General features: G+C 69.8%; 10 protein-coding genes and 1 pseudogene. 7 read left to right on the top strand and 4 right to left on the bottom strand.

Translation table 11 applies throughout. The features are described 5' to 3' along the window. Positions 1-76: 76 nt before the first annotated feature. Complete coding sequence (locus BW730_RS11775; protein ID WP_145952831.1) at positions 77-1,240, top strand: hypothetical protein; 1,164 nt, start codon at positions 77-79, stop codon at positions 1,238-1,240. Here the strand turns inward: BW730_RS11775 and rlmB are convergent. The 3 genes and pseudogenes from rlmB to BW730_RS11760 form a co-directional block, all read right to left on the bottom strand. Next, the gene (rlmB, locus tag BW730_RS11770) at positions 1,221-2,171 is read right to left on the bottom strand and encodes a 23S rRNA (guanosine(2251)-2'-O)-methyltransferase RlmB (protein ID WP_077686401.1); all 951 of its coding nucleotides are present in this window, start codon (positions 2,169-2,171) and stop codon (positions 1,221-1,223) included. The genes BW730_RS11775 and rlmB overlap by 20 nt on opposite strands. Further along, positions 2,171-3,615, bottom strand: a pseudogene (gene cysS, locus BW730_RS11765) (cysteine--tRNA ligase). Before cysS ends, rlmB begins: the two are co-directional and overlap by 1 nt. A 474-nt stretch (positions 3,616-4,089) precedes the next feature. Further along, a complete protein-coding gene (locus BW730_RS11760) occupies positions 4,090-5,592 on the bottom strand; it encodes a class I SAM-dependent methyltransferase (RefSeq protein WP_158522634.1) in 1,503 nt (500 codons plus the stop codon). 53 nt (positions 5,593-5,645) lie between these two features. Between BW730_RS11760 and BW730_RS11755 the strand changes: the two genes are divergently transcribed. The 6 genes from BW730_RS11755 to BW730_RS11730 all read left to right on the top strand — a co-directional run bounded on the left by BW730_RS11755 (position 5,646) and on the right by BW730_RS11730 (position 11,953). Beyond that, positions 5,646-6,368 (top strand): DsbA family oxidoreductase, encoded by a 723-nt coding sequence (locus tag BW730_RS11755; protein WP_226996764.1) that lies wholly within the window; start codon positions 5,646-5,648, stop codon positions 6,366-6,368. 214 nt (positions 6,369-6,582) lie between these two features. Further along, positions 6,583-7,749, top strand: coding sequence for a Gfo/Idh/MocA family protein (locus BW730_RS11750; RefSeq protein ID WP_226996762.1), 1,167 nt, complete (start codon positions 6,583-6,585; stop codon positions 7,747-7,749). Continuing rightward, on the top strand, positions 7,749-8,960 hold the full coding sequence (locus BW730_RS11745; RefSeq protein WP_077686399.1) for a DUF993 family protein: 1,212 nt from the start codon (positions 7,749-7,751) through the stop codon (positions 8,958-8,960). Before BW730_RS11750 ends, BW730_RS11745 begins: the two co-directional genes overlap by 1 nt. Continuing rightward, positions 8,957-9,823 (top strand): sugar phosphate isomerase/epimerase family protein, encoded by an 867-nt coding sequence (locus tag BW730_RS11740; protein ID WP_077686398.1) that lies wholly within the window; start codon positions 8,957-8,959, stop codon positions 9,821-9,823. The genes BW730_RS11745 and BW730_RS11740 overlap by 4 nt, the downstream gene beginning before the upstream one ends. A 10-nt stretch (positions 9,824-9,833) precedes the next feature. Then, entirely contained in the window at positions 9,834-10,856 is a 1,023-nt protein-coding gene (locus tag BW730_RS11735; protein ID WP_226996760.1) for a LacI family DNA-binding transcriptional regulator, read from the top strand. After that, entirely contained in the window at positions 10,853-11,953 is a 1,101-nt protein-coding gene (locus BW730_RS11730) for a glycerate kinase (RefSeq protein ID WP_077686396.1), read from the top strand. Before BW730_RS11735 ends, BW730_RS11730 begins: the two co-directional genes overlap by 4 nt. A gap of 598 nt (positions 11,954-12,551) precedes the next feature. Here the strand turns inward: BW730_RS11730 and BW730_RS11725 are convergent. Next, the gene (locus tag BW730_RS11725) at positions 12,552-13,382 is read right to left on the bottom strand and encodes a MerR family transcriptional regulator (protein ID WP_077686395.1); all 831 of its coding nucleotides are present in this window, start codon (positions 13,380-13,382) and stop codon (positions 12,552-12,554) included. Positions 13,383-13,495: the final 113 nt, after the last annotated feature.

Genomic DNA, 13,495 nt, shown 5'->3' with positions numbered 1-13,495 from the left:
GACACCTTATCCCGGAGCGCCCTTGGCGCCCGCCTCTGTCGTGGGCCGTGGGCAGCCGATGAACTACCCTGACTGCGTGCCACTGACCAGACGTTCCGCCCTCGCGCTGCTTGCCGTGTCCGGACTGACCGGTTGCTCGTTCAGCCCGATCGTCTGGGAGTCGACGGAGGCGAACCCGGACGGCGAGGAGTCGGGCGCCGCGGGCAAGGAGGTCAGGCCGGACTACTTTGCGCAGTCGCCCGACTCCGACGCCAGGACCCTCGACGAGGGCGCCATGTCGTCGCAGTGGGTCTCGACCCCCCACTTCGACGCCAGGCTCGACCGGACGTTCGTCGGCGCAGAACTCGGGGCAAAGACCAGCCGCCAGGTGCGTGAACCCACCCCCATCCGGGCGCCGGAGGGTCACGAACTGGTGGCCTTCACCATGGAGGCGGGCAGCCCCGTCTTCGGGGATGGAGGCAAGGACGGCGGGGAGCACGTCGCGCAGGTCGCCATCGAGGTCAACGAGGCGATCAAGCTGCCGCTCACCGCCCCCTTCGGCGTGTTCAGCCCCGCGGAGGGCTACGCGCGGCCGTGGGCGCTGGTGATCCTGTGTGTCCGTCAGGGCGAGAGCGTCAAGCTCGCCGTCAGGGACGAGGGGAAGACGGTGCGCGTCGACCTGCGGACCGGCGCTCCCGAGGTCGACGCGGACTGGGCAGCGACCCGTGGCTTCCGCGAGCGGGTCACGATCGGCGTCAGCGAAACCTCGGCGGTGCTTCGCCGAGACATCCAGACTGACAAGGTCAACGACCAGGTGCAGCGCTCGAACTTCCGGCTCGGCCTCAAGCCCGACGCCGGGGGAGGGCTGGTGCCGTGGCTGACCACCGAGGGCTGGGCCCCGGACGGATCGCAGTGGCTCTACGTGAAGATGAACGCCCTCGTGACGTTCACCCCTGCCACGCCCGCCATCATCCTGACGCTCGACGTGCCGCGGTCCTTCGTCTACCAGGCGGGCACCTCAACGCCCATCGAGGCGCAGCCCCTCGAGGGCGGCATCACCACGGAACAGATCCAGCGGGAGTCGAAGACGCTCGACGTCACGTGGAGCATCCCGGACGGCGACACGGAGGCGAGGCTCACCTGCAATCCCGTCGGCCGGATGGTGGCGCGCTACACCGACCATCCCGACGTCGCCGCGCAGTTTATCGGCGCCCCTCAGCAGGTGATGTTCCGGCTGAAGTTCACTCCGATGGAACGTTAGCGCGCTGCTGCGCGACCTCGTACAGCGTGATCGCCGCGGCCACCGAGGCGTTGAGCGACTCCACACCGCTGGCGATGGGGATCGAGATCAGGGCGTCGCAGTGCTCCCGAACCAGGCGCGCAAGGCCCTCGTCCTCCGAGCCGACCACGATCACCAGTGGGCCGTCGATGCCTGGGGCGCCCGCGACGGGGACCTCTCCCTCGCCCGCGAGCCCCACGATGGTGAAGCCCATCTTCGACGCCTGCTCGAGCGCCCGGTTCAGGTTGGTGGCCATCGCGATCGGCAGCCGGGCGGCCGCCCCCGCGGAGGTCTTCCACGCGGCGGCGGTCATCGACGCGGAACGGCGCGACGGGATGACGATGCCGGTCGCACCGAACGCGGCGGCCGAGCGGATGATCGCGCCGAGGTTGCGCGGGTCGGTGATCCCGTCCAGCGCGACGACGATGCCGTCGCCATCCAGCGCGTCGGCGAGCACGTCCTCGACATCGGCGTACTCATAGGCGGGCAGTTGCAGCGCGACGCCCTGGTGCACCAGGCCCCCGGTGACGCGGTCCAGTTCGGCGCGGGTCACCTGGAGCAGCGGGACGGAGTTCTCCGCGGCGAACTTCAGGATGTCGCGGAGCCGGTCGTCACGCTCGGCGCCCTCTGCCACGTACGCCTGCTTGACGGGAAGCCCCGCCATCATGGCCTCGAAGACGGGGTTGCGCCCGACGACCCAGTCGGCGCCCACCGGCCCGCGGGCGGGCTTGCGCGGCGTCGACTGGTGCTTCTGCGCGGCCTTCTTGGCTTTGTAGGCCTTGTGGTAGACGCGGTCCTCCGCCCTCGGTGTGGGGCCGCGGCCCTCGAGGGACTTGCGGATCCGGCCGCCGGAACCGGCCGCCTTTCCCTTGCCCTTGCTTGTTGCGCCTCGGCGCGATGAATTGCCGGCCATTACTTCTCCAGGCTCCATGTGGCACCGTCAGGGGTGTCGGTGATCTTCAGGCCGGTTGCGGCCAGGGTGTCGCGGATGGCGTCGGCGGCGGCCCAGTCCTTCGCGGCCCGGGCGGCGGCCCGCTGCTCGAGGAGGGCGCCGACGAGGCCGTCGACGACGGGGGTGAGGTCGCTGCCTGCGTCACGGTCGGCCCACTCGCGCGCGCCGGGGTTGAGGCCGAGGACGTCGAGCATCGAGGCGACGGCCAGTACCTCGTCGAGGACCGCCTTCTTGTCGGCGTTCGCGATCGCCTGATTGCCGGTCCGGATGGCCTCGAACAGCGCCGCGACGGCGGCGGGTGTGCCGAGGTCGTCGTCCATCGCCTTGGCGAAGGCGGCGAACCGCGGGTTGTCCATCGGGGCATAGGCGACGAAGTCGTTGGGGCGGCGAGTTCGAGCCCTCGCTTCAGGAACGAGTCGATGCGCTCGATCGCCTTCTCTGCCTCGGAGAGGGAACCCCGGGTGCCCTCGTCGGCGGGGGAGAACTCGATGGTCGAGCGGTAGTGGGGGCTGAGCAGGAAGAAGCGGACGGCGCGCGGGTTGTAGGCCTTCGTGACCTCGGAGACGAGCGCGGTGTTGCCGAGCGACTTGCTCATCTTCTCGCCTGCCATGGTCACCCAGGCGTTGTGCATCCAGTAGCGCGCGAAGCCGCGCCCGGCCGCCGCGGACTGGGCCAGTTCGTTCTCGTGGTGGGGGAACCGCAGGTCGATGCCGCCGCCGTGGATGTCGAAGGTGTCGCCCAGATACTTGCCCGCCATCGCCGAGCACTCGAGGTGCCAGCCGGGGCGACCGCGTCCCCAGGGGGACGGCCAGGACGCCGTCTCCGGTTCGCCCTGCTTGTGGCCCTTCCACAGGGCGAAGTCGCGGGGGTCGCGCTTGCCGCGCGGGTCGGCGTCGGCGGCGGGCTCCATCTCGTCGACCTTCATGCCGCTCAGCTCGCCGTAGCGCGGCCAGCTCATCACGTCGAAGTACACGTCGCCGGAGCCGTCGGGTGCGACGTAGGCGTGGCCCGCGTCGATCAGTTCCTGGGTGAGTTCGAGCATCTCGGGTACGTGGCCGGTCGCGCGGGGCTCGTAGGTCGGCGGGATGCAGCCGAGCGATGCGTAGGCGTCGTGGAGTTCACGCTCGAACCGGTAGGCCAGCGCGAACCAGTCCTCGCCGTTCTCCGCCGACTTGGTGAGGATCTTGTCGTCGATGTCGGTGACGTTGGCCACCACCTTGACCCGGAGGCCCTTGTACTGGAGCCAGCGGCGCAGGACGTCGAAGACGACCTCCTTGCGGATGTGACCGAGGTGCGGGGACGCCTGGACGGTGAGGCCGCAGTGGTAGATCGACACCTCGTCCTCGCGCAGGGGGACGAACTCGCGCACTGAGCGAGTCGCGGTGTCATAGAGCTTGAGCGTCACGGTCGGCAAGTTTACCGTGACCTGCTGGTCCAGCCAGCCGCGACGACACGGCGGGCTGCTGGTTGGGCCAGCCGCGGCGACACAGTCGCCCGCCGGTGCGTGATAACCTCTCGCGCCCGGTGTGTTCGCTGGTTGAGCCAGCCGCGGCGACGCAGTCGCCCGCTGCTGTGTCGAAACCCCTGGCGCCCGGTGGTTTCGCTGGTTGAGCCAGCCCGCGGCGATGTAGTCGCCTGCTGCTGTGTCGAAACCTCTGGCGCCCGGTGCAGGCTCTGGAATCGGTTGGGCGGTGTCGTCGCGTTGATTTCGACCGATGAAGTCCGCTGCGCGTCCTTCATGGCTCAATCGGCGGTGACCGTTCAAGTCCGCTGCGCGTCCTTCAAGGCTCAGTCGGCGGGTGTCGGGCGCGCCATATCGTCACGACCGTGATGGTCGAAGCTGCACCGTGCCTCAGTCGGTCCGGAACCGTGAAGACAGTCAGTCGGCGGGCTTCTCGGCCACCAGAAGGACGTTGGTCCACGACCAGTCATCGGGGATGAGCGCCCCGTCGGCGTCCTGCACGAAGACGCTCACGGCGGGCGCGAAGCGGTTCTCGATCAGCCAGGGGTTCTGGATTCCGCGGGTGTCGCGCGTCATCACGAAGCCGTTGGCCTCAAGCAGCGCGACCCACTCAGAGGGGGAGAAGAAGCAGAACGCCTCGTGGGCCTCCGAGAACCAGGAGTCCACGTAGTCCTTCTTGGCGAGGAACTCGTACAGCGCGCCCCTGGTCAGCCGGACAAGGCTCCTGCCGTCCACCTCTACCGGCTCGTAGCTGATGCCATCGCCCTCCTCCCGGCGGAAGTCGTGGACGAACCGCTCGAACCGTGCCCGCGTCGACAGGTCCTTCAGGTCGCCCTCGGCGGCGCCGTCGTCGTCGGTGAGTTCGGCGAGCACCAGGTCCTCGCGACCGTCCGGCCCGACGACGTCGTAGTTGATCCAGACGCCCCCGGGGCGGAGCATCGAATACACCCGCGAGCAGAACTCGAGCAGCTCGTCGCGGCCGAGGTAGGACTCGATCTCATGCGTCAACGCCATCGAGATCACGGTGTCGAGCGAGTCGTCATCGAACAGTTGCGTCTGCATGATGTTGCGTTGGTGGAAGAAGACGTTGGCGTCTCCGAACTCGCCGTTGGAGCGGCGCTGCTCGCAGATCTCGTACAGCGGCCGGGCGACCTCGACGCCGTAGAAGTCGGACTCGAACAGCTCGGGAAGTTCGCTCAGCAGCTTGATCGTCTGGCCTGTCGCGCAGCCGACGTCGACGATCCGACCGGGGCGGACGGCGTCGGAGAATTCGGTGACCTTCCGCCACGCGTTGTTCTCGAAGGCGGCCCGGTACGTGGCGTAGTCGCGGGTGACGGTGATGTCGCCGTCGTCGGAGTCGATCAGCGGGTCGGCGTAGATCGACTGGATGGCGGCGGCCAGCCCGTAGCGGCGGTAGTAGTCGACGGCTCCCGGCGCCATGGTCGACGCGACCCGGTCCGCCCAGCCGTCGCCCGCGTCGATGAGGGCCTCGACCACCTGCCAGGGCCGTGTCTCGTCGGTGCCAAGCTCGACGGGGTCGATGGCGTAGCCGAGCGCCCGGTAGCCGTCGGCCACCTCGGGCGTCGAGCAGGCGACGAGGGTGTTCTCGGGCGACATCGCGACCCGGCCGCCGGTCTGGGTGCGGATCTCCTCGATGACGTAGTGCGCGAAGTCGGGCTTCGGGCGCCGGTTGCCGATCAGGAAGGTGAGCGACGGGAGGTCCGCGCCCGCGGTGACCGCCTCGACGAGCCCTAGCCTGCGCTCGCCCTGGATCGGGTTGCGCTGGGTGCCGCCGTGATCGGCGCTGGTGATCGCCCAGACCACCTCAGCGCCGTCGTTGGTGGCCACCAGGGCGGCGAGGTGGCGGAGTTGGAAGGCCGTGATCAGGTGGTGCCGGCCGGGAAACAGGATGTAGCGCACGGGCTGATTCTTCCACCAGCCCGGTCCTTGGTAGTTCATGGTTCAATCAAGGTGTGAGCATCGACATTCAGATCTGGTCCGACATCGCCTGCCCCTGGTGCTTCATCGGCAAGCGCCGCTTTGAGAGGGCGCTGGAGGAGTTTCCCCAGCGCGACCAGGTCAAGGTGACCTGGCGCAGCTTCCAACTCGACCCGACGCTGCCCGAGCACTCGGATCGCGACGAGATCGCCTACCTCGTCGAGACGAAGGGGATGCCGCGCGAAGCGGTCGAGCAGATGGTGGAGCAGGTGCGGCTGAACGCTGAGGGCGAAGGGCTGCACTACGACTTCCCGAGCCTCGTGGTCGCGAACTCGCGCCGTGCGCACCGCGTCCTGCAGGCGGCCAAGCGGGCCGACGCGCTCGACTCGGGCTCTCGGACCGACGCCCTGAAGGAGTCGCTGCTCTCCGCGCACTTCGAGAAGGGCCTCGATACCGGCGACCGTGACGTCCTCGTCCGGCTCGCGACCGAGGCAGGCCTGGACGAGGTCGCCGCGCGCGATGCCCTCGACTCCGAGGAACTTGACCGCGCAGTCGAGGACGACATCCGCACCGCGGCCCAACTCGGCGTGCGCGGCGTGCCGTTCTTCGTCGTCGACGAGAAGTACGGCGTCTCCGGCGCCCAGCCGACCGAACTGTTCCTGCAGGTGCTCAACACCGCGCTTGCCGAGCAGAAGCCAGGGCTGATCACCGTCGACGGCGAATCCGGCGACGCCTGCGGCCCCGAGGGCTGCGCTTAGCCTCACCCCTCGATCGCCCCCGCGACCCGTGGTGCGCGGGGCGATCGGCGTGCCCGGAGCGTGGGCGTGCGCGGCAGTGGTCAGGGGGTGGCTCCTTGTCGCGGACGTCGCATTGGGCGCCCATCTGCCAGGGAACCCTCCTTGCCAACTGTGGAAGCCTGTGCAACGATACGGGAAAGCGTTTACCCATCGTTGTGAAACCAAAGGAACAGGCGTGGCATCTACGACAGCGAGCCCCCGCGAGATCGGCATCATCATGAACGGCGTCTCCGGCCGGATGGGCTACCGGCAGCACCTGCTGCGTTCGATCCTGGCGATCCGCGACGAGGGAGGCATCGAGCTGTCCGACGGCTCCCGCATCACGGTGAGGCCGTTGCTGGTGGGGCGCAGCGAGGCCAAGCTGGCCGAGATCGCGCAGCGCCACGGGATCGCCGACTACACCACCGACCTGGACGCCGCCCTCGCCGACCCCCAGTGGGAGATCTACGCCGACTTCCTCGTCACCAAGGCCCGCGCCACAGCGTTGCGCAAGGCCATTGCGGCGGGCAAGACCATCTACACCGAGAAGCCGACCGCCGAGTCCGTCGACGAGGCGCTCGAGTTGGCGCGGCTCGCGTCCGAGGCGGGAGTCAAGACCGGCGTGGTGCACGACAAGCTGTACCTGCCCGGCCTGCAGAAGCTGCGCCGCCTGATCGAGTCCGGCTTCTTCGGCCGGATCCTCTCGGTTCGGGGCGAGTTCGGCTACTGGGTGTTCGAGGGCGATTGGCAGCCGGCGCAGCGCCCGAGCTGGAACTACCGCACCGAGGACGGCGGCGGCATCATCGTCGACATGTTCCCGCACTGGAACTACATCCTCGAGAACCTCTTCGGCCCCGTCCGGTCGGTCTACGCGCAGGCCTCCACCCACATCCCGGACCGCTGGGACGAGAACGGCACGCCCTACAGGGCCACCGCAGAGGACGCCGCTTACGGCATCTTCGAGCTCGACGGCGACATCGTGGCCCAGATCAACTCGAGCTGGACCGTCCGCGTCAACCGCGACGAGCTCGTCGAGTTCCACGTCGACGGCACGCACGGCTCCGCGGTCGTCGGCCTGTTCGGCGCCAAGCTGCAGGGCCGCAACCTCACACCCAAGCCAGTCTGGAACCTCGACCTGGCCGACGAGCACGACTACGCGGCCGACTGGGCCGAGGTGCCGACCAACGACGTGTTCCGCAACGGCTTCCGCCAGCAGTGGCACGAGTTCCTGGAGTCCTACGTGCTGGGCACCGACTACCCCTTCGACCTGCTCGCGGGCGCCCGGGGCGTCCAACTCGCCGAGGCCGGGCTCGAGTCGGCTCGCGAGGGCCGCAAGGTCGAGCTGGCCGAGTTGGGGCTGTGATGGGCTCTTTCACCCTGCTCGACGGCGACGGCGCGACCCGCAGCGTCGCCATTGCGCCGGCGCCCCAGATCCGGCGACCCGACGGGCCCTTGGTCACCCGAACCGCCTACGCCGCCGCGCATGTGGTGCCGCTCTCATGGGCGGACAACACGCCCGGTCGACCGGCCGAGATCGACTGGGATGCGACGCTCGCGTTCCGCAGGCACGTCTACTCCTGGGGGCTCGGGGTCGCCGACGCGATGGACACCGCGCAGCGCAACATGGGGCTCGACGCCGCGGCGACCCGCGAGTTGATCGCCCGGTCGGCGCAGACGGCGCGCGAGGAGGGCGCGGACGTCGTCGTCGGCGTCAACACCGACCACATTGAGGACGCCTCGCTCACGCTCGCCCAGATCGTTGATGCCTACAAGTCCCAACTCCACTTCGCGGAGGAGCAGGGCGCGGGGCCCGTCATGATGGCCAGCCGCCACCTCGCCAGGGCGGCCGCCACCGCGGAGGACTACCGCAGCGTCTACCGCGAGGTGCTCACCTCCGCGACCCGACCCGTCGTGCTCCACTGGCTTGGCACGGCCTTCGACCCCCAACTCGCCGGCTACTTCACGGGTGACGCGAACGACGGGTGGCGGGCCGCAGCGGACGTGCTGCTGGAGGTCATCGAGGAGAACGCGGCGCATGTCGCGGGCGTCAAGATGAGCCTCCTGAACGCCGAGTCGGAGGTCGCCGTCCGGGAGCGGCTGCCGGAGGGTGTGCGGATGTTCACCGGAGACGACTTCAACTACGTCGGGCTGATCGGCGGGGCCGACGTGCCCTCCGCGACCCAACCCGGGCGCTCCGAGACCGCGCGACTCCAGCACTCCGACGCCCTGCTTGGCGCGTTCGCCGCGGTCGCACCGGTCGCGTCTGCAGCCATCCAGGCCCTTGACGCGGGGGACTCAGACAAGTACCTCGCACTCCTCGGCCCCACCGAGGAACTGAGCCGCCAGATCTTCGCCGCGCCCACGTTCTACTACAAGACCGGCGTCGCGTTCCTGGCCTGGCTCAACGGCCACCAACCGGCGTTCCAGATGGTCGGCGGCCTGCACAGCGCCCGCAGCCTGCCGAGCCTCTCCCGCATCGTCGAACTGGCCAACGCGGCCAACGCGCTCGAGCGTCCCGACCTGGCGACCAAGCGCTGGCACGGTCTGCTTGCCCTCAATGGGATCGGCCGATGAGCGGCACGCCGCGCCTGTCGATCAACCAGGCGACCATCAAGTACGCCGACCTTCCAACTGCGCTTGAGGTGACGGCGTCGGCGGGCATCGAGTCGATCGGGCTGTGGCGTGAGCCGGTCGCCGAGGTCGGCCTGGAGACGGCGGCGCGGCAACTGCGCGACTCGGGGCTGAGGATGTCGACCTACTGCCGCGGTGGCTTCTTCACGCTGCCGGAGGGGCCGGCCCGGCGAGCCTCACTGGACGACAACAGGCGGGCCATCGACGAGACTGCGACCCTCGCAGCGGCGGGGGCCGCCGGCTCCGCGGCCGTGCTCGTACTGGTGGCGGGTGGTCTGCCTGATGGCTCCCGCGACCTGGACGGGGCCCGCGACCGGGTCCGTGCGGCGCTTGAGGAGTTGGCCCCCGCAGCCGAGGCGGCGGGCGTGACTCTCGCTGTCGAACCGCTGCACCCGATGTTCGCCTCCGACCGTTGCGTCGTTCCGACGCTCAGACTCGCGCTCGACCTGTGCCGCGACTTCGCCCCCGAGGTCGTCGGCGTGACGGTCGACACCTTCCACCTGTGGTGGGATCCTGACGCGCTCGCGCAGGTTGCCCGCGCGGGGGCAGAGGGGCGCCTCGCGACCTACCAGGTCTGCGATTGGGCCACGCCGCTGCCGCAGGACGTGCTGCTGTCTCGTCACTATCCCGGCGACGGCGTGATCGACTTCGCCGCCTTCACACGGACAGTCGAGGCCACGGGATACGCGCGCGACGTGGAGGTCGAGATCTTCAACGCCGCCGTGTGGGACGCGCCGTTCCCTGACGTGGTCGCCCGGACCACGCAGAGCTTCGCAACGAGCGTGCAGCCGTACCTGGCCCCCTAGAATCTGTGCCGTGAGTCAACCGCCCAGAAACGCCACCCTGCACGACGTCGCCCGGCTCGCGCAGGTCTCCCTCGCGACCGCGTCCCGCGTCCTGAACGGGTCGACGCGCGCCGTCGCAGACTCGTACCGCGAGAAGGTGCAGGCGGCAGCGGCGGAACTCGGCTATACCGCCAACCGTTCCGCCCAGGCCACCGCAAAGGGCACCTCGGCCACCGTCGCGCTCCTGGTGGCCGATATCGCGGACCCCTACTTCGGCGAGATCGCCGCCGGGGTGGCCAGCGCGGCCGAGGAGCTGGGCCTGATGGTCAACATTGCCATGACCGACCGCGACCCCTGCCGGGAGATCCGGGCTGTCCGCGAACTCCGGGGCCAGCGGCCGCGCGGCCTGATCCTCGCGGCGTCGCGCACGACCGACGGCGATCCGTCGGAGCTGAAGGCGGAGTTGGCCCTGCTGGAGGCCGCCGGAGGTCGGGCCGTCGCGATCGGAGGAGGGGCCCCCGATCTGAGGTCGGTGCGCGTCGACAACCACGGCGGTGCCGAGGCACTGGGTGACGCGATGGCGGCGCTGGGCTACCGGCGCAGCATCGTGCTCGCCGCCGACGGTGGCATCGTGACGAGCGATGATCGCGTCGCGGGCTTCCGCACGGGCTTCGAACGGGCGGGCGGTTCCGTTTCTCGGATCTACCGGGACGGGCTGACCCGCGAGGCGGGACACCGCGCAATGGCGGCGGCCCTCGCCGACGGCGTGGAGAAGGGCACCGTGGTGTTCGGGGTCACCGATGTGGTGGCGCTCGGGGCGCTGGTGGCATTGCGCGAGGCCGGGCGCTCGGTGGGGGCCGATATCGCGATTGCAGGCTTCGACGACGTGCCCGCCAGTAGGGACGTCACGCCTAACCTGACCTCGGTCCACGTACCTCTGCAGGCGGTCGGGTCGGAGGCATTGCGCGCCGCGGTCGACCCCGACTGGAGCCCGGACGCGGCGCCGTTGTCGGTGAGCGTCCGGGTACGCGAATCGACCCCAGGCCTCCAATGAGCAGCCGGGTCGTGGTCGCGGTCGACAGCTTCAAGGGCTCCATCGGGGCCGCGGAGGCAGCCGCCAGGATCGCGGCAGGATGGGGCGCTTACCGCCCCGACGACGACCTCTGGCTTCGTCCGATGGCTGACGGCGGCGAGGGGACGGTGGCCGCCTTCGCTGCGGCGGTCGACGGCTCCCACCTGATGCCGCTCACCGTCCGGGGCCCAGAGGGCTCTGTCATTGACGCGGCGTGGTTGCTGCTTCCCGACGGGACCGGCGTCGTCGAACTCGCCTCCACCTCCGGCATCGAGCTGCTGGGGGAGCGTCGCACCCCGTTCGACGCCGACACCTTCGGGTTCGGGCAGGCCATCGCCGCGGCGATCGCGCACGGTGTTCGTCGGCTGGTGCTGGGAATCGGGTCCTCGTCGTCCACCGACGGGGGCGTCGGCCTGCTCACGGCGCTGGGCGTGCGATTCCTGGGCGGCGACGGACTTCAGGTCCGCCCCGGCCTGCGCGGCCTTCCAGACATCGTCGAGGTGGACTTCACCGGTCTGCTTACGCTGCCACCCGAGGGTGTTGTGGTGCTGAGCGACGTGCGGAACCCGCTGCTCGGCGCGATGGGCGCGGCCGCCGTCTTCGGGCCGCAGAAGGGGCTCCGGGAGGGCGAGATCGACGCGGCGGACGATGCTCTTGCGCACCTAGCTCTTCTGCTGCCGGCCGACGCTGAAGCGGAAGGCGCTGGCGCCGCGGGGGGAAGCGGGTTCGCGCTGCTCGCGTGGGGGGCGGAGTTGGTGCCTGGCGCTCCCGAGGTCGCCCGGTTGATCGGCTTGGCCGAGGCGGTCGCCGGGGCTGACCAGGTGATCACCGGGGAGGGAAGCTTCGACGCGCAGTCGGCCCAGGGCAAGGTGCCGGGCTTCGTCGCCGACCAGGCGGCCGCGGCCGGGGTGCCTGTGTCGCTGATCGCGGGCAGGATCGCCGACGACGCCGACGTGTCGGCCTTCTCCGGGACCAGGTCACTGACGGTGCTTGCGGGCGGGGCGGAGCCGGCGATGGCCAACCCGGCGCGCTGGCTCGAGGTCGCGGCCTCCGAACTCGCCGCTCGCGCCGCAGATTGAGCTAGCCCCGGTCGACGGGGTCGCCTGCCGCCATGTCGAGACCCCAGGCGTCTTGGCGGGTTCGCTGGTTGAGCCAGCCGCGGCGACGGAGTCGCCTGCTGCGTCGAAACCCTCCGGGGCCCGGTGTTCTCGCTGGTTGAGCCAGCCGCGGCGACGTAGTCGCCTGCTGCTGCGTCGAAACCCCTGGCGCCCGGTTCGGAGACCTTCGCCCGTCCTGCCGCGGGTGACAGCATCCGCGGCAATGCAGGCATGCCTGCTGTGTCGAAACCCCTGGCGCCCGGTGCAGGGTCTGGGGTCGAGCGGGTGGGCGTGGCCGGTTGATTTCGACCGATGAAGTCCGCTGCGCGTCTCTCATGGCTCAATCGGCGGATGCCAGCCGCGGCGACGCAGTCGCCTGCTGCGTCGAAACCCTCTGGCGCCCGATGCGGGTTCTTGGGTTGAGCGAGCGTGGCCGGTTGATTTCGACCGATGAAGTCCGCTGCGCGTCCTTCATGGCTCAATCGACGGTGACCGATGAAGTCCGCTGCGCGTCCCTCATGGCTCAATCGACAGTCACCCGCGGGGCGCGGGGCGCCGGAGCGCCCCGCACCGGTCGCCGTCAGGCCAACGGCATGATCACCTCGGTGACCGGATCCCCCGCTGTGCCCGGCTCGGTCAGATAGCGGTTGCGGTTCCGGTCACCGATGGGGGCCTCTGGACCGCCGTCGGCAAGTGTCAGGCCTTGAGCCTGCGCGTACTCGGCGATCCGCGAGTGCGCCTCGGTGATCAACGAGTAGGGGCCGACGATCGTCGCCACGACCGCGGTCTGTTCAGGCAGGTCGATGATCTCCAGCGGCTCCTCGACCGTCACGTCGGCGCCGACGGGCACCCACACTGACACGTCCGGGTCCGACTCGCGGTACTCGCCGTCGTGCTCGATCACGCCGCCGGGGCCGATCGGCCGGAGGGACTGCCTGCCCAGTTCGGGCATGAAGCGCTGCCAGAGCAGCCCTTCGTCGGTGTAGGTGGGGATGACGCCCCGCAGTGCGACGACGCGGGCGGCGGGGATGGTGGTGTGGGACACGGTGATGGCGTCCATGGCGTTCTCCTTAGAACGGATGAGTTGGTCGATGAGGACGAGCCGTTCCTCGACGCCGTCGCGCTCACGCAGCAGGCTGGCACGCTGCAGGGTGAGGGCGCGTCGATAGGCTTCCTCGTCCGCCGTTGCGATCACGGCGGCAATGGCGGAGACCGAGAACCCCACGTCACGGAGGCGCCGGATCTGCGCCGCGTCGGCCAGTTGCTCAGGCAGGTAGCGGCGGTAGCCGGTCGCCTGATCCACCGAGTCGGGGCGCAGCAGGCCGTGCTCGTCGTAGTGCCTCAGCATCCGGATGCTGATCCGGCTGAGGGACGAGAACTCACCGATCGTGAGGTGCTGGGTCGTCGTCATGGACACCACCTTGGTGCCTCACACGGTGTGAGGGTCAAGAGCCGGACAGATATCGGCAACGCGTCGACCCGAGTGCTCGGCCCTGGTCTGGCGTTGAGCATGTTTGGTAACTC

Source organism: Tessaracoccus aquimaris (assembly GCF_001997345.1).
In the GTDB taxonomy this organism is placed as follows: Bacteria; Actinomycetota; Actinomycetes; order Propionibacteriales; family Propionibacteriaceae; genus Arachnia; species Arachnia aquimaris.
Note: the sequence above shows the minus strand (reverse complement) of the source record. Positions and strands in the feature narration are given on the sequence as shown.